At 54.3% G+C, this 16,275-nt stretch carries 15 protein-coding genes and 3 tRNA genes; 12 read left to right on the top strand and 6 right to left on the bottom strand.

Going from position 1 to position 16,275, the window contains the following annotated elements:
• Nucleotides 1-84: 84 nt before the first annotated feature.
• Nucleotides 85-555, bottom strand: coding sequence for a glycine zipper 2TM domain-containing protein (locus ACTG19_RS00275; RefSeq protein WP_058059142.1), 471 nt, complete (start codon nt 553-555; stop codon nt 85-87).
• Nucleotides 556-574: 19 nt separating this feature from the next.
• On the opposite strand from ACTG19_RS00275, the gene aat reads away from it, so the two are divergent.
• From aat to infA, 3 genes are all read left to right on the top strand, one after another.
• The gene (aat, locus tag ACTG19_RS00270) at nt 575-1,282 is read left to right on the top strand and encodes a leucyl/phenylalanyl-tRNA--protein transferase (RefSeq protein ID WP_439988555.1); all 708 of its coding nucleotides are present in this window, start codon (nt 575-577) and stop codon (nt 1,280-1,282) included.
• Nucleotides 1,279-1,995: an arginyltransferase gene (locus tag ACTG19_RS00265; protein ID WP_005337108.1), complete on the top strand. Its 717-nt coding sequence runs from the start codon at nt 1,279-1,281 to the stop codon at nt 1,993-1,995. Before aat ends, ACTG19_RS00265 begins: the two co-directional genes overlap by 4 nt.
• A gap of 68 nt (nt 1,996-2,063) precedes the next feature.
• Nucleotides 2,064-2,282, top strand: a complete 219-nt coding sequence (gene infA / locus ACTG19_RS00260) for a translation initiation factor IF-1 (protein WP_005300033.1) — start codon at nt 2,064-2,066, stop codon at nt 2,280-2,282.
• 68 nt (nt 2,283-2,350) lie between these two features.
• Here the strand turns inward: infA and clpA are convergent, their stop codons facing one another.
• A complete protein-coding gene (gene clpA, locus ACTG19_RS00255; RefSeq protein WP_005337110.1) occupies nt 2,351-4,606 on the bottom strand; it encodes an ATP-dependent Clp protease ATP-binding subunit ClpA in 2,256 nt (751 codons plus the stop codon).
• Between the two features lie 59 nt (nt 4,607-4,665).
• Complete coding sequence (gene clpS / locus ACTG19_RS00250; protein ID WP_005337111.1) at nt 4,666-4,983, bottom strand: ATP-dependent Clp protease adapter ClpS; 318 nt, start codon at nt 4,981-4,983, stop codon at nt 4,666-4,668.
• Nucleotides 4,984-5,212: 229 nt separating this feature from the next.
• Here clpS and cspD point away from each other — a divergent pair, with 229 nt between their 5' ends.
• Nucleotides 5,213-5,431: a cold shock-like protein CspD gene (cspD, locus tag ACTG19_RS00245; protein ID WP_005300025.1), complete on the top strand. Its 219-nt coding sequence runs from the start codon at nt 5,213-5,215 to the stop codon at nt 5,429-5,431.
• A gap of 117 nt (nt 5,432-5,548) precedes the next feature.
• Here cspD and folD read toward each other — a convergent pair whose 3' ends face one another.
• Nucleotides 5,549-6,403, bottom strand: coding sequence for a bifunctional methylenetetrahydrofolate dehydrogenase/methenyltetrahydrofolate cyclohydrolase FolD (gene folD / locus ACTG19_RS00240; protein ID WP_439988554.1), 855 nt, complete (start codon nt 6,401-6,403; stop codon nt 5,549-5,551).
• Nucleotides 6,404-6,616: 213 nt separating this feature from the next.
• On the opposite strand from folD, the gene ACTG19_RS00235 reads away from it, so the two are divergent.
• From ACTG19_RS00235 to ACTG19_RS00200, 8 genes are all read left to right on the top strand, one after another.
• A tRNA-Pro gene (locus ACTG19_RS00235) sits at nt 6,617-6,693 on the top strand.
• 37 nt (nt 6,694-6,730) lie between these two features.
• A tRNA-Arg gene (locus tag ACTG19_RS00230) sits at nt 6,731-6,807 on the top strand.
• A gap of 52 nt (nt 6,808-6,859) precedes the next feature.
• Nucleotides 6,860-6,935, top strand: a tRNA-His gene (locus tag ACTG19_RS00225).
• A gap of 315 nt (nt 6,936-7,250) precedes the next feature.
• Nucleotides 7,251-7,961 (top strand): two-component system response regulator RstA, encoded by a 711-nt coding sequence (gene rstA, locus ACTG19_RS00220; protein WP_439988553.1) that lies wholly within the window; start codon nt 7,251-7,253, stop codon nt 7,959-7,961.
• A gap of 21 nt (nt 7,962-7,982) precedes the next feature.
• Nucleotides 7,983-9,308, top strand: a complete 1,326-nt coding sequence (rstB, locus tag ACTG19_RS00215; protein WP_439988552.1) for a two-component system sensor histidine kinase RstB — start codon at nt 7,983-7,985, stop codon at nt 9,306-9,308.
• Nucleotides 9,309-9,362: 54 nt separating this feature from the next.
• Nucleotides 9,363-9,545, top strand: a complete 183-nt coding sequence (locus tag ACTG19_RS00210) for a hypothetical protein (RefSeq protein ID WP_439830913.1) — start codon at nt 9,363-9,365, stop codon at nt 9,543-9,545.
• A gap of 153 nt (nt 9,546-9,698) precedes the next feature.
• Nucleotides 9,699-12,248, top strand: coding sequence for a bifunctional lysylphosphatidylglycerol flippase/synthetase MprF (gene mprF / locus ACTG19_RS00205; RefSeq protein WP_439988551.1), 2,550 nt, complete (start codon nt 9,699-9,701; stop codon nt 12,246-12,248).
• 11 nt (nt 12,249-12,259) lie between these two features.
• Nucleotides 12,260-12,982: an AcvB/VirJ family lysyl-phosphatidylglycerol hydrolase gene (locus tag ACTG19_RS00200; protein ID WP_439988550.1), complete on the top strand. Its 723-nt coding sequence runs from the start codon at nt 12,260-12,262 to the stop codon at nt 12,980-12,982.
• A 1,272-nt stretch (nt 12,983-14,254) separates the two neighbouring features.
• On the opposite strand, the gene ACTG19_RS00195 is transcribed toward ACTG19_RS00200, so the two are convergent.
• Together ACTG19_RS00195 and ACTG19_RS00190 are read right to left on the bottom strand one after the other, a co-directional pair.
• Complete coding sequence (locus ACTG19_RS00195) at nt 14,255-14,542, bottom strand: YkgJ family cysteine cluster protein (protein ID WP_149153902.1); 288 nt, start codon at nt 14,540-14,542, stop codon at nt 14,255-14,257.
• Entirely contained in the window at nt 14,536-16,245 is a 1,710-nt protein-coding gene (locus ACTG19_RS00190; protein ID WP_201975651.1) for a hypothetical protein, read from the bottom strand. Before ACTG19_RS00190 ends, ACTG19_RS00195 begins: the two co-directional genes overlap by 7 nt.
• Nucleotides 16,246-16,275 lie beyond the last annotated feature (30 nt).

The raw sequence follows: 16,275 nt of genomic DNA, 5'->3' as shown, positions 1-16,275 counted from the left end.
ATTACCGCCCGACAGACTTTCCGGCAGGAGAGTCTGCGGGTTCCTTTCCTGCCACAGTCTCCCCATCACAATGACTATCGAAAGTCAGTAAGTCTTGTCGACCCGCACCCCATCATCGAAGTAGAGAATGCGCACCTTATCCCCATTGGTAAAGACCATGGCGGGATCATAATCCTGGATCACGTTGATAAGGGCATTTTGCTCGTTGCGGATCAGCAGCTCCACCAGCTTGTTTTCCACCACGGTTCCCCCGGACTGGTATTGCTGGGCAGCTGCAGCCCCCGCGAGCGCGCCGACGGCGGTGGCGATTTCACGGCCATGACCGCCGCCAAACTGGTTCCCCAGCAGGCCGCCCAACACGGCACCACCCAGCGTCTTCCAGCCAGAGTGCTCGGACTCCAGGATCTGGCGCTGGGTAATATTGCGCACCGTTTCGACCTGACCAAACACCACCTGATTGACCGGCCGCGCGGTATTGCGCTGGTAGACCTCCGCCCCGGCGGGCGCCGTGACAAAGCAGAGCAAGCTGGATACTATCAGGATAATGGCCTTCATCTATGAACCTCGTTGCCTTATGTCTCGCTATCTTACCCAACTGGATGATGAGCTTTGCTGGTTTCCCAACCCCAGCCATGCGCTGGAAGAGCCCAACGGCTTGCTGGCGATCGGCGGGGATCTCTCCCCGGCCAGATTGCTGGCAGCTTATCACAAGGGGATCTTCCCGTGGAATGAACCCCACCAGCCGACCCTGTGGTGGTCACCGGATCCCCGCGGAGTGATCCGTCCCGACCAACTCCATGTGGGGCGGACACTGCAGAAGATTATCCGCCGTACCCCATTCGATATTTCCGTCAATCGCGCCTTTAATGAAGTCATTACCGCCTGCGCCGCCCCTCGTCGCACTGCCGATGGCACCTGGATCAGCCAACCCATGATCGAGGCCTACCAGCAGTTGCACCAACTGGGTCATGCCCACTCTATCGAGATCTGGCAGGAGGGAGAGCTGCAAGCGGGACTGTATGGCCTATCTATCGGCCGACTGTTTTGCGGTGAATCCATGTTCAGCCGGATTGATAACGGCGCCAAACTTGCCATGGTGGCACTCTGTCGCCACTTCGCACGCCATCGCGGCGCCCTCATCGATTGCCAGATGCAGAACCCGTTTCTGGCGACCCTGGGTATCGAGGAATGGCCAAGGGCCCGTTTTCTGGCCGAGCTGGCGCGCCTTGGCCATCAACCACTGTTGGCTTCCTGCTGGCAAGAGGGGGAGATCAGCCTATGACAGAAGAAGTGATCCTTAAAGTAGGGCTGACTCCCAAGCATCCCTGCAGTTATCTGGACCATGAACAGGAGCAGTTGCTGGTGCTGATGGATCACAATCTGCTCAACGCCAACGGTTACGAGCGATTGTTGACTGCCGGTTTTCGCCGCAGTGGCAACGACATCTATCGCCCCCACTGCCCGGCGTGCCATGCCTGCCAGTCCCTTCGTATTCACAGCGAACGCTTTCGTCCCAGCCGTGGCCAGAAACGGATCCGCCAGCTCAACAGGGATATCGAAATCGTCCTGAGCTATGATGACAAACCCGAGTATTACCTGCTCTACGAACGCTATATCCGCGAACGCCATCACGATGGCAGCATGTATCCCCCCAACCGCAGCCAGTATCGCGGGTTTCTCCATTGTGACTGGATGCCGCCACTCTATTTGGAAATGCGCAAGGAGGGCCGTCTTATCGGCGTGGCCACCACAGACCTGCTACCCCACTCCTTGAGCGCTATGTACACCTTCTTCGATCCGGATTATGCCGATCGCTCCCTGGGCACCTTTGCCATCCTCTGCCAGCTCGATCTGGCCAAGCGAACAGGGCGAAGCTGGCTCTATCTTGGCTATCTGGTAGAGGCGTGTCGCAAGATGAATTACAAGCGCAATTACCTCCCTCATGAGCTGTTAATTCAGGGGGAATGGAAAAATATCGACACCAAGCCCGAGTAAACTTTACACATAGCCTTAAATCCGGCATGATCCAGCGGTTTTTTGTTGTGGCTTATCAAGAGGATTCAATGGCTAAAGAAGACAGTATTGAGATGCAGGGCACTATTCTCGAAACCCTGCCCAATACCATGTTCCGTGTGGAACTGGAGAATGGTCACGTGGTTATCGCTCATATTTCAGGCAAGATGCGCAAAAACTACATTCGTATCCTGACTGGAGACAAAGTAACGGTAGCACTGACTCCCTACGATCTCTCCAAGGGACGTATTGTTTTCCGCTCTCGCTAAGCCAGGAATTCAGCAAAAAACCCCAACCTTTCGGTTGGGGTTTTTTGTCGTTTTCTGATCACTGACGCTTAGTGGGAAACAGCTTCAACATTGACCTGAAAATCAAAGCTGAGGCTGTCATTTACCAACTCAACCTTCACTATCCCCCCGTCAACCAGTGAACCGAACAGGATCTCGTTGGCCAGGGGCTTCTTGAGGTGCTCCTGGATTACCCGACCCATCGGTCTGGCACCCATGGCTCTGTCATACCCCTTCTCCGCCAACCAGTGGCGGGCACGCTCGGACACCTCGAGAGAAACGCCCTTCGCATCCAGTTGAACCTGCAATTCGACAATGAACTTGTCGACCACCTGATGGATCACCGTCATATCGAGATGGTTGAACCAGATGGTGTGATCAAGCCGGTTACGGAACTCCGGACTGAAGGTCTTGTTGATCACCGCCATAGCATCGTGGCTCAGATCCTGCTGCTGGAAGCCAATCGACTTGCGCTGGGTCTCCTGCACACCAGCGTTGGTAGTCATCACCAAAATGACGTTACGGAAATCCGCCTTGCGCCCGTTGTTATCGGTCAAGGTGCCGTTGTCCATCACCTGCAACAGCAGATTGAATACGTCCGGGTGAGCTTTCTCAATTTCGTCAAGCAACACGACGGAATGAGGATGCTTGATCACCGCATCGGTCAGCAGCCCCCCCTGCTCAAAACCAACATAGCCGGGAGGCGCACCAATCAGACGTGAGACGGTGTGACGTTCCATGTACTCGGACATATCAAAGCGCAGCATCTCGACACCCAATGCCTTGCCCAACTGCTGGGTCACCTCTGTTTTACCAACACCGGTAGGACCGGCAAACAGGAAGCAACCAACCGGACGACGCTCGTTGCCAAGTCCTGAACGAGAGAGGCGAATCGCATCGGTCAGCACCTCGATGGCTTTATCCTGACCAAAGACCACCATCTTCAGATTGCGCTCCAAGTTCTTCAGCACCTCTTTATCCGAGGAAGAAACTGATTTCTCCGGAATACGGGCTATCTTGGCTACGATGGACTCAATTTCCTGCACATTGATCACTTTCTTGCGCTTGCTCGCCGGCAGCAACCGCTGACCGGCACCCGCTTCGTCGATCACGTCGATCGCCTTGTCGGGCAAGTGACGATCATTGATGTACTTGGCAGAGAGCTCGGCAGCTGCACGGATCGCCTTGGCGGTATAGCGCACGCCGTGGTGAGCTTCATAGCGACTCTTGAGCCCCATCAGGATGCGAGTGGTGTCATCGATAGTCGGCTCGACAATATCGATCTTCTGGAAGCGACGGGCCAGCGCACGGTCTTTCTCGAAGATCTGGGCGTACTCCTGATAAGTGGTGGATCCCACACAACGGAGCAAACCATTGGAGAGCAGCGGTTTGATCAGGTTGGCCGCATCCAGCTGACCACCGGATGCCGCACCGGCACCAATGATGGTATGGATCTCGTCGATAAAGAGGATGGCCCCTTCCTGACGCTCAATCTGCTTGAGCAGTACCTTGAGGCGCTTCTCGAAATCACCACGGTATTTAGTGCCCGCCAGAAGAGAACCCATATCCAGCGAATAGATGGTACTGCCCGCAATCACCTCGGGCACATCCCCCTTGACGATGCGATAGGCCAACCCTTCGGCAATGGCGGTTTTCCCCACGCCGGCTTCACCCACCAGCAGCGGGTTGTTCTTGCGACGGCGGCAGAGCACCTGAATGGTACGATTGAGCTCCTGATCACGGCCAATCAGCGGATCGATGCGCCCTTCCAGCACCAGCTGGTTCAGGTTGGTGGCAAAGCTCTCGATCTGTGCGGCCGAAACATCATCATCAGACTCGGGATTGTTATTGCTGCCGAGATCCGGCTTGCTGTCCTTGCGCACCCCGTGGGAGAGGAAATTGACGACGTCGAGACGGCTGATCTCGGCTTTTTTCAGGAAATAGGCAGCTTGTGACTCCTGCTCACTGAAGATAGCGACCAGCACGTTGGCGCCGCTTACTTCGGTATTGCCAGAGGATTGCACATGGAAGACGGCACGCTGCAACACGCGCTGGAAGCCCAGTGTCGGCTGGGTTTCACGATCTTCATCATCGCGCGGTATGAGCGGAGTAGTTTGGGTGATAAATGCGCGGATCTCCTTGCGCATCTGCTCGACATCGGCACCACAGGAGCTCAGCGCCTCATGGGCTGAACTGTTATCCAGAAGGGCTAACAACAGGTGCTCGACGGTCATGAATTCGTGGCGCTCGTCACGGGCCAGTTTGAAAGCCTCGTTCAGCGTCTTTTCTAGATCTTTATTCAACATAGGCACCTCCCCTAGTACAGCTACAATGTGGTGTCACACTCGCCATCAAGTCATCAGATTCAAGCCTTTTCCATAGTACAGAGCAGTGGATGTTCGTTGTTACGTGCATAGGTGTTGACCTGGACAACCTTGGTTTCGGCGATCTCTGCGGTAAACATGCCGCAGACACCCTTACCACTATAATGCACACTCAGCATGACCTGAGTCGCCTTGTCCAAATCCATACCAAAGAACTTTTGCAGCACCTCCACCACGAACTCCATCGGGGTGTAGTCATCGTTGTTCAACACAACTTTATACATGGGTGGCGGCTGCAGCTTTGTTTTCTCTGCTTCTGCAATCTCTTCATTAGCAAAGAGTTCTTTCTGCTTGCTCATAATCGCGCTTTGGTACCTCTAGATTACTACCGTCTAACACAAGGTTGTCAATAGACTTGTTAACCAGATCACATCAGCTGTTAACAACTTCTTGACTCGCTCAAAAGTTAGACTAGATTGGTTACTTGCTAATCTGTGCCCGTCTGCTATGGGCCCATGTCCCTAGTTATAAAGGGCTGGCGCAGGTTACTCAACGACTTCTGGGTAATCAATAAAAGGATGTAGAAGTATGGCAACCGGCACAGTTAAGTGGTTTAACAACGCAAAAGGATTTGGGTTTATCTGTCCGGAAGGGGGCGGTGAGGATATATTCGCTCACTACTCCACGATTCAAATGGAGGGCTACAAGACCCTGAAAGCGGGTCAGGCTGTCAATTTTGAACTGCAACAGGGGCCAAAAGGAAATCACGCCTCTGTGATTGTGCCAAACGAAGCACAAAATATGTAAATAACACCCGTTGGATAAATAAAAAACCGGTTCCTCTCTGAGCAACCGGTTTTTTATTGTCAGATTTCTGGAGAACCCTGCCTCCTCACGGGATCACAGGGTTATCAACAGCCATGATCAGTCGTGATATTCACTACAGGCGATCAGGGTATTTTCCATCAGGCTGGCGACCGTCATCGGGCCCACGCCACCGGGTACCGGAGTAATGAAAGAGGCATGGCTGCGCGCCGTCTCAAACTCCACATCCCCAACCAGCGAGCCATCAGCCAGGCGATTGATACCCACATCAATTACCAGTGCTCCCGGTTTGATCCACTCGCCAAGTATGAAGTTGGGCTTGCCGACCGCAACAACCAGCAGATCGGCACGGCGTACCTGATCTTCCAGATCCCGGGTAAAGCGGTGACAGGTCGTAGTTGTGCAGCCTGCCAGCAGCAATTCGAGAGTCATGGGACGCCCCACTATGTTGGACGCTCCCACCACGACCGCATGCAGACCATGTGTCTTCACGCCGGTGGTCTCGATCAGTGTCATGATCCCTTTCGGAGTGCAGGGGCGCAGCGCCGGAATACGTTGGGCCAGACGACCGACGTTATACGGGTGAAATCCATCTACATCCTTGTCAGGCTGGATCCGCTCCAGCACCTGAGTGGTATCAAAGTGATCCGGCAACGGCAGCTGAACCAGAATGCCATCTACGTGGCTATCCGCATTCAACTGGTCGATCAGCGCCAGCAGCTCTTCCTGACTGGCGGTTGCACTCAGATCATAGGAGCGGGAGAGAAAACCCACCTCCTCGCACGCCCGACGTTTGCTGCCGACATAGACCTGAGAGGCTGGATCCGCCCCCACCAGAATGACTGCCAGCCCAGGAGCCCGTTTCCCTGCCGCCAACCGCTGTTGGACTTGCGCCGCGACCTGGCTGCGAATCGTTTGCGCAACCTGTTTTCCATCTATGATTTTGGCAGACATCGTTCTCCACTCACCATGTGTTCAACTGCCGCGCATTGTCGCATTTTTTTAGCCGGGATGTTAGCGGCAGACGCACGCCAGACCTGTAGCGGGCAATAAGTAGGCACTTGAATTTACTGGGGGAAAAAGTCGTTGACGCTGGCCCTTACGCTTGGCTATGATGCCCGCCCGTTGCCCAGTACGACTCATGTCGATATGCTGGTCAGGGATTTTCGGTGATTAGCGCAGTCCGGTAGCGCATCTGGTTTGGGACCAGAGGGTCAAAGGTTCGAATCCTTTATCACCGACCATGTTCATCGACTCGTCCTTAAGACGTGTTGATACAAAGCGCCCTTAGCTCAGTTGGATAGAGCAACGGCCTTCTAAGCCGTGGGTCGCAGGTTCGAATCCTGCAGGGCGCGCCATTGATGTTCCCCAATCCTTCTGGATTGGCGAGCGTTGATGAAAATTTCAGTGGTGGCTGTAGCTCAGTTGGTAGAGTCCCGGATTGTGATTCCGGTTGTCGTGGGTTCGAGCCCCATCAGCCACCCCATTATTCTGTCGATAATCGCCGTAAGGTGATGTCCATCTACTTGGTGCAGTGACCTTCTGGTCTGCTCCGCGAAAAACCGGCCTTGGCCGGTTTTTTGTTTTGCGCTCGACTGTGCCATGCCTTGTCTGCAAGGCCATCATCCTCCAGATCGATAAACGCGGCTCCGCCCATTTGTCACGATTCGCGACTCCTCATCGATACACACAGCCACTCTCCCCCACACATCAGCCTGCCCGGTTCTTTTTCTGTATTTCCCAAGCGCCATTGATATGCTGATCGCTCTTCTTCTCTCCTGCTTTCCGTTGGAGCTTTTCTATGCAACGCATTCTTTTTGTCGAAGATGATCCCGAGATTGGCCAACTCATCAGCAGTTGGCTCGGTCGCCACGATATGGACGTGATCCTCGAGCCCAGAGGGGATATGGCGCTGGCTCGGGTCGAGGCCGAACAGCCCGATCTGGTGCTGCTCGATATCATGTTGCCGGGGCAGGATGGCATGTCCCTCTGTCGGGATCTGCGGCCGCGCTTCGACGGCCCCATCGTAATGCTCACCTCGCTGGATAGCGACATGAACCAGATCCTGAGTCTGGAGCTGGGCGCCAACGACTACATCCTTAAAACCACCCCGCCCCCCGTGCTACTGGCCAGACTGAGGGTGCAGTTTCGCCAGCACCAGCAAGCATCAACCCAACCGGCCGCCACCAGCTGCGTTCCCCAGCAGCTGCAATTTGGTCGGCTGCGGGTGGATGGCCCGGGGCGAGATGTGCGGCTCGACGGCGAGAGCATTGCTCTCTCGACCGCCGACTTTGATCTGCTGTGGGAGCTCGCCTGCCACGCGGGCCAAATCTTGAGTCGGGAAGCCCTCTTTCGCAGCTTGCGCGGCCGGGAGTACGACGGTCAGGATCGCAGCATGGATGTGGCCATCTCCCGCCTGCGCCGCAAACTGAGTGATAACCCTGACAACCCGACCCGGATCAAGACGGTGCGCCAGAAAGGCTACCTCTTCGTCCCCCACGCCTGGGAATAACCCTCTTTCGGGAGCACCGCCATGCGCCGTCTCTTTATCCAGTTCTATCTGTTGCTGATCAGCTGCTTCACCCTGGCCATCCTGCTGGTGGGCGTGGTCTATCAGGTGACCGCCGAACGGGCGGGTGATCGCTATCTCGAACGCATGATGCAGGGCTCTCTTGGCCTGTTGACCGGCGAGTTGGCAAGAACCCCGCCAGAGCGCTGGACCGATCGGCTGGCCGAGCAGAGCAGCCAGTTTACCCTCCCCCTCAAGATCGGCGAGCTGGTGCACCAGCCGCTGGCCAGCGAGGATCAGGCCTTTCTGGCTGCCGGCAACATTGTCATCGTCGAGGAGGATGACACCTTCCTGCAGCGCATCCCCGAGACCGACCAGGTGCTGATTGTCGGCCCTGTACCCTACCTCTCCTACCTGCACGAGCTGCACTGGGTCGATGTGGGGCTGCTGCTGGTGATCGGCCTATCCCTCGGCCTGCCCATTCTGCTCTGGTTGCGCCCCCACTGGCAGGGATTGCAGCAGTTGGAGCAAACCGCACGTCGCGTGGGCGATGGGGATCTCTCCTGCCGAACCAATCTGCCACCGGGCAGCAGCCTGGCCCGGGTGGGACGCACCTTCGATCAAATGGCGACCCAATTGCAGGCCATGATTGCCAGCCGCAAGCAACTGACCGATGCCATCGCCCACGAGTTGCGCACCCCGCTGGTCCGGTTGCGCTATCGGCTTGCCATGCTCGATCCTGCCCCTGCCGAGCAGGAGCAGCAGGCGCTGGAGCGAGATCTGGGAGCGCTGGACGCTCTGATCGAAGAGATGCTCACCTACGCCAAGCTGGACAGGCCGGAGCTGCCGTTGCAGCGCGACGAGCTGGAGCTCAGCCACTGGGCACAAGCGCATCTCGGCGACTGGCAAGCGCTGGCCCCCGAAAAGAAGCTCACCCTCGATCTGCCACCACGTCATATGCCCTGGTGCGGCGATCAGCGTCTGCTGACGCGCGCGGTGGAGAACCTCATCGGCAATGCTCTGCGCTACGCCGAGAGCGAGGTTACCCTCTCCATCTCGCGGCTACAGGAGAACTATCTGCTAGAGGTGAGCGACGATGGACCGGGGATCGATCCGGCGCTGGCGCCCCAGATCTTTGAGCCGTTCGTGCGTCTTGATCAGAGTCGGGATCGTCGCACCGGCGGCACCGGGTTGGGACTGGCCATCGTGCGCAGCATTGCCCGTCATCACGGGGGCGATGTGGCGCTGCTGGCCAGTGACCACGGCGCCCGCTTCTGCCTCACCCTGCCTGTACATTTGGATACAAACCGTCACCAACCGCTCACTGAAGGGCCGCCGCAACCGTCATAGGATGACTGTCATGGAGAACGCTCCATAACATCAACCCGAATAAGGAAATTGAACATGAAAAAGATCATTCCTCTGACCCTGGCAGCCGTCTTCGCCCTCACTTCCGGTTTCACCATGGCGGCCACCCCGACCAAGACAGCCGCACCGCAGGCGACCCAGACCAAGGTGGTGAAAAAACACCATAAAACCACCCACGCCAAGACTCCTGCCGTCAAAGTCGCGCCGAAAACCAAGTGATCCAACCGGTCACTGGATAACACAGAGGGAGGCTGACGCCTCCCTTTCCATCTCTTCCCGAAATTTTCCTGACGAGAGCCTCCCTCGTCCAAACCGGATCCACGACCCGGCTCCCCCTTTGCGGGAAACGGTCAATGACCACAGGAACATGGCATGTGGCGTCATCTGCTTAAATGGCTAGGCCCCTTGTGCAGCTTGCTGCTGCTCGGCACCGCACTGACCGTGCTGTATCACCTGACTCAGGCATGGCACTGGCACGATATTCGTGTGACCATCTGGTCCCAACCCCTGCTGCGACTGGCGGGCGCCCTGTTGCTGACCCTGCTCAGTTATGGTTGCCTCTGCAGCTATGACATGCTGGCGCTCCATGCGCTGGGCAAGCGCCTTCCCTGGCAACAGGTCAGCATCACCTCCTTTATCGCCTACACCTTCTCCAACACCCTGGGATTTGCCCTGCTGACCGGCACCTCGGTACGCTATCGGCTCTACTCAGCTCTCGGTCTGGCGACCGGTGAGGTAGCCCGAGTGGTGCTGTTCTGCTCCATCACCTTTTTCCTCGGCCTGCTGGCGTGGGGAGGTGGCGCCCTACTGACCTGCGATGTATCACAGCTGCTGCCTAACTGGCCGCAGTGGGCAGATACCCTGCTCAGGCTGGCGGGCATGATGGCTCTGCTGTTGGTGGCCAGCTACCTCTGCTGGCCTACACACCGTCTCTCCTGGCGGAAACACACCCTGACCCTGCCGGGCTTTCGGATACGTCTGTTGCAACTGTTGGTCGCGCTGGCCGACTGGATGGCCGCCGCCGCAGTGCTGTTTGTGCTGTTGCCTGCAGATAGCGTCCCCTACCCCGTGCTGCTCAGTGCCTTCGTGCTGGCCAGCTTCCTCGGGGTGCTGGCCCACGTGCCGGGCGGGATTGGGGTGTTCGAAGCGAGCATGAGCCTGTTGCTGGCTCACTACCTGCCAGCCGACAAGCTGCTCGCCTCGCTGCTGCTCTACCGCTGCATCTATTACCTACTGCCTTTCCTCTGCGCCCTGCTGCTTTTTACCAGCCAGGAGATGTTGCAACAAAAAGCGCGCTGGCAGCGGCTACAGGGGCTGATGAGCGCAGTGCGCGAATTTCTGCCTGCCCTTATCAGCATGGGCACCTTCGCCGCCGGCAGCCTGCTGCTCTGCTCGGGGATGATCCCGACTATGCGCAGCCACATCGAAGTGTGGCTGCAGGTGTTACCGCTCCATCTGCTCGAGCTCTCCCACGTGCTCGGCAGCGTGAGCGGTATCCTCCTGATCCTGCTGGCTCGCAGCCTCTATCGCCGTCACGACGCCGCGTTTCGCATCACCCAGCTGCTGCTGGCTCTGGGGATCGCCTTCTCCCTGCTCAAGGGGGGGGACTGGGAGTCAGCCCTGCTGCTCGGCAGCTTACTGCTGATCATGACCCCCTGCCGCTCCCTCTTCTATCGCAAGGGGTCGCTGCTCTATCCCCAGTACACCCCGGGCTGGCTCATTTCGGTCGGCGCCGTGCTGCTGGGGGCGCTGTGGCTGCTGCTCTTCTCCTACCGTCAGGTGGAGTATGACCACGCCCTCTGGTTCCACTTCTCGCCCCATAGCGGGGCGGCCCGCGGCCTGCGCGCCATGGGGAGCGTGGTGGCCGTGCTGGCCTTGGCCGGGGTTGCCCAGTTGCTTGCACCGCTGCGCGTAGTCGGTGAAAAGCCGGACAAGGAGGCGCTTGCTCGCGCCCACGAACTGGTGGTGCGTGAAGGGGGGATCCAAGGCTATCTGGCCCAGTTGCAGGACAAGTCCCTACTGTTCCACCCCGCAGGCGACGCCTTCCTGATGTATGGCATCGAGGGCAGCAGCTGGATTGTGATGGGGGATCCGGTCGGTCGCCCCGAGCAGATCGAAGAGCTGCTCTGGCAATTTCGCGAGCGGTGCGACGAGCACGACGCCAATCCGGTCTTTTATCAGGTCTCGGCCCGCTATCTGCCGCTCTATCTGGAGCTGGGGCTGATCCCCTTCAAGCTTGGTGAAGAGGCGATGGTCGATCTGGCCACCTTCGATCTGGCGGGCAGCCGGCTGCGCAACCTGCGCCAGAGCCACGCCAAGGGCAAACGGGAAGGATTGACCTTCGAGGTGTTCGAGGCAAGTGCCGTGGCCCCCCTGCTGCCCAGATTGCAGACCGTCTCCGACACCTGGCTGCAGAGCAAGATGGGCAAGGAAAAGGGCTTCTCGGTCGGCCGTTTCGAGCCTGACTACCTGACCTTGAGCCCAGCTGCGCTGGTGTGGCACGAGGGACAGATCGTCGGCTTTGCCAATCTCTGGGTGAGCGATAACAAGGAGATGCTCTCCATCGATCTGATGCGCTACAGCCTGGATACCGGCACCGCCCCCATCATGGATTTTCTCTTTGTCGAACTGCTGCTGTGGGGCAAGGTGCAAGGGTACGCCAGCTTCAATCTGGGGATGGCCCCCATGTCCGGCTTCAACGATCACCCGCTCAACAGCTACTGGGCCCGCCTTGGCAATACCCTGTTTGTGCGTGGCAGCCGTTTTTACAACTTTCGGGGGCTCAGACGCTACAAGGAGAAATTTTCGCCCCGCTGGGAACCCCGCTACCTGCTCTGCAGCAGCAAGCTGGTACTGCCCAGAACCCTGACTCACCTGATCACCCTGATTAATCGCGGCCCGCTGGGGCTGATCAAGAAATAGGAGCATGGCCAATGAGAGCCCTGATATTGCTGTTACTCAGTCTCGTACTGCCCGTTGCATCTTTTGCGGCGCACGCCGCCCCGGTCAAGGATGACCTGAGCCTGATTGAGCTGCCGGTCAAGCAGCCATCCGACGCCCCCATGGTGATCTTTCTCAGCGGCGATGGTGGCTGGGCGGCTCTCGACAAGGGGCTGAGCGCCCAGTTTCAGCTGCACGACATGCCGGTCGTGGGCTGGAGCTCCCTCACCTATTACTGGAAGAAGAAAACCCCGGAGCAGGTGACCGCCGATCTGGAACGGATCCTCGATGATTACCAGACTCGCTGGCAGCGTCCCCGCTGGCTGCTGGTCGGCTTCTCGTTTGGTGCCGAGATTGTCCCCTTCGTCATCAACCGGTTGCCGGAGCACTATCGTCAGGGGCTGGTCGGGGCCGTGATGCTCTCCCCCTCCACCAGCTCGGACTTCGAGATCCACGTCAGCGACATGCTGACCCACAAGGCGCGCAGCTATCCGACCGAACCGCAGGTGAAAACCATCCGGGATCTGCCGATGGTCTGCCTGCAAGGTGCCGATGATGATGACGACGACCGCCTCTGCCCCCGTCTCAACCAACCCAACGTCACCAGCATCACCCTGCCGGGAGGACACCATTTTGACGATAACTACCCCCAGCTCTATCAGGCCATCACCAAGCATCTGAACCTGCCCCCGGATCCACTGACTGTTGAGCATTAACCCGTATCACCACGGAATGCCTTTCAAGTACCGAGCAGGGCAAATCAGCGAACAATGAAAAGGGCCTCTCTTGCGAGAGGCCCTTTTACTGAATCGGGTGGAAACTTTAAAAGGATCGACCAATGGGTTGGCCGTGGCGTCAAAGTAACCGAGGCTTTTCACTACGATTGCCCAAGAGGTTCAGCCAGATGCTGGGCGATCAACAATGAGGATTTGCAGTCCTATGCTGACAACCGCTCGGGATTGCGCCATAAAACAAAAGCCCTGATGTTTCCATCAGGGCTTTGCAATTTGGCGGTGAGGGAGGGATTCGAACCCTCGAAATCACTCACTAAATCGTTGTGAATCAACCAGTTATAGTTAAAAGCAAGTAATATCGTGCCACGATTTTGTGACAACATCAATTATATTTAATATTTCGATTCACTCCAATAAAGGTCTCCTTCTTCTGGCCATCACTGAGCATGACAGATACCGGATCCAAGACAGTTACAGACCTAGCCAGTCAAGATCACTTTCAAACAGAGCTTACAATCCACAGCATGAAGTCACGCAGTGACAGGCATAGATTCATCGTTCGTGGCGCAGTCCAAGCAATATTCATGCCGTTGATGTATGAAGCAGAGTTGGTACGGCCAGTCACATAAGGGGCGGAGCTTAAGTGCGGTGGATGCAGGAACTGAGTGCAATAAGGCTATTGGATTGATACTGCCGAAGTATAATATTTCCCTATTGCCTCTTTCATCATCAGGGGGGGATTCAATTACTGTGATCGTTAGATAATAAAACCTTATGGCTTTATTATCAGCGAAGCTTTAGTGAAAACAGACCTTGAGCACGCAGGATCACACAAGGCGAGATCATGAGAATATCTTTGTTTATTTTCATGTCTATATAGGTAATTTTACAAATTATCGGAAAATTTGACATCGCATACTCACTATTAGCCTGTATGAAATATGCACATAAATTACCCTTGCAACTCAGAAGATACATGGTTAAGTGAACATTTCAGCAACTCACGCTCTCACCCTGATTTGTCACGCTACAAACGTATAGTGCGTTTAAAAACTAGAGTTTATAATTCTGAATGTAGTGTTTAAACGATACATATGATCGAATTTTTATCTACATCAGCTAATTCGGTCGTTACACAGAAAGGTGAAGACAAAGGAATACCCCCTTCAAGCATCTGGCGAGAGCTAAATTTGCAACCAGTCAGTGGAAGAATTCTTTATTCAGCAACTCATCACGTTGATAAGAATAAACTCACTACTTCCCCCATGGAACACCATGTTCTTGTAAGTTTTTACAGATTTCTTCATTTATAACAACAAAATCCGCCCATGTTATCTGATGAGACAAATTCGCATGATAATAATCTTCAACCCTACATATCAATGGCCGAACATGATAAATGGTACAAAGATGGGTAGTGTCATCAAAATGACGACACACCCCATTTCCCGCATCCAGATAGGCGGTAACTTCACTCATGCCAACATTGCGGCAACACAGGCCACATTGATTACATGGGAAAGATTTCAACGATTTTAGCATAAGCTCTTTAGCCAACTACGGGTACTTTCGGAATTGCCAGGCTCAAATGGCAGATCAATATTTCGTTTGATAATCTCTGCATGAAGAATAAGACCACGCTCATATTCGCTATTGGTGACAGACAGTGCATCTGTGAACGCTTGTAACTCGTTAACATCCATATTGAAGTCTAGTCTTGCCAACTCGGCGAGATACATGTCCAATTTGTAATTGATTGTTTGGAATTGCTCCAGAGTTCGCTTGTAGTGGCTCTTAAATTGATTTAAGAAACTCCAAACCTTTTTCATCAATTCACTGTGATCGAGGAAGTAGGTCATACCAACGGTCATGATCCCTGTTGCCATGGCGCTCAAGAAAGCAGCTATTTCCGTGCCGAATGGAAATGTCATCACCGTGATCAGATGTTGATTTAATACTACACCGAGCGACAGTGAAACTCCCATGGAGATTAAGCGCAGCACTTCACGCGTCAGATCTCCCAACTCAAGATTTTGTGGATTGAAAAACACCAATTTGGCAACATTTACCATAGTGCCCCACATTTCACGAATAAATTTACCAAGAGTCTTACCTGTGGTAGTGAAAATATTTATAAGTGTATTTGTTATGCTGGAAAGGATGCCACCCACGGCACTGTCTTTAAAGGTGATCAGCAAGTCTTTAAATTTATCGGTTACCCGCTGCCAGATATTTTTCAGTATATTACCAATATCTGTCATGAACGATCTTAACGTGAAGTTATGTTTATTCTTATGAAAAATAACAGGAAACTGCTCTTTTAACTCGAACCATACTTCGGCCAGCACGATACCAAGCGTTTCTCTCATACCCATACGCACACCGGTGTTTATTGATGCGCACGCAGTATTAGTAAGGAATTTGCTACTGGTATAGTATGCTATATTTATGTGGTGATCATAATTTTTGCGTGCAACCTTATCTGCTGCCAGCATTTTTTGTGTATCAATGCTCTCCAGCGTAGCAATTTTTTGCTCAGCACTGTTAATTTCAGCCTCTAGCTCTCGTCTCTTATGTCGATTCTCTGGACTATCAATAGGGATCTTATCTAACCGTGCTTTAATTTTATGAATATTGTCTTTGGTTGATTCTATCTTTTGTGGGACAATTTCATTGACGAATTTTTCTACCGAGTGCTCTCGTTTGATATTATTGATGTAATAGTGTGTAGAAATGAGATTAGAATCTTGATTGGCTAGCGCGACGCCATCCACCCCTGCTAGAACTCTCCCTGCATCGTGATGTACCTCATGGGCAGAGATAACATGATCCAATTGGCGATCTTCATTCTGTCGCATAGTGTCGCCTCTATATATATCATAGAGTTGACCATCTTTATGCAAAATTTTATCCTGAGCACCACGAGCTCTGTAGTTGTCATCAGAGCGATAAATATCCTCTCTTTTAGCTTTGCTATTTTTAGAAAAAATGGTGTCGCCGTGCTCATTCTTTTTTATTGGCCGATATTCACCTTTGTTCTCATATGATATTTTAAAATCATCTGAGACATGGATATCGGTCTCCCCACGCTGCCGTTGTCTGACATTATGGATGGTATCGATGTTACCGCCTTTCTTATCTTCCAGCAGCAAAAAATCCAAACCAAAGGATGTGACTAAGCTTTTTACAACTTGCGTGTGAAGCTCAGAGGTAAAGTCAAACTCTATACTTTGTGCATTATTCATAGTCTTACCTATAGAAAAAAGCAGCGATGT

Source organism: Aeromonas sp. 3P, assembly GCF_051919745.1.
Classification (GTDB): Bacteria; Pseudomonadota; Gammaproteobacteria; order Enterobacterales; family Aeromonadaceae; genus Aeromonas; species Aeromonas veronii.
The sequence above is the reverse complement of the archived record's forward strand: the minus strand, read 5'-3'. Positions and strand labels throughout refer to the sequence as shown.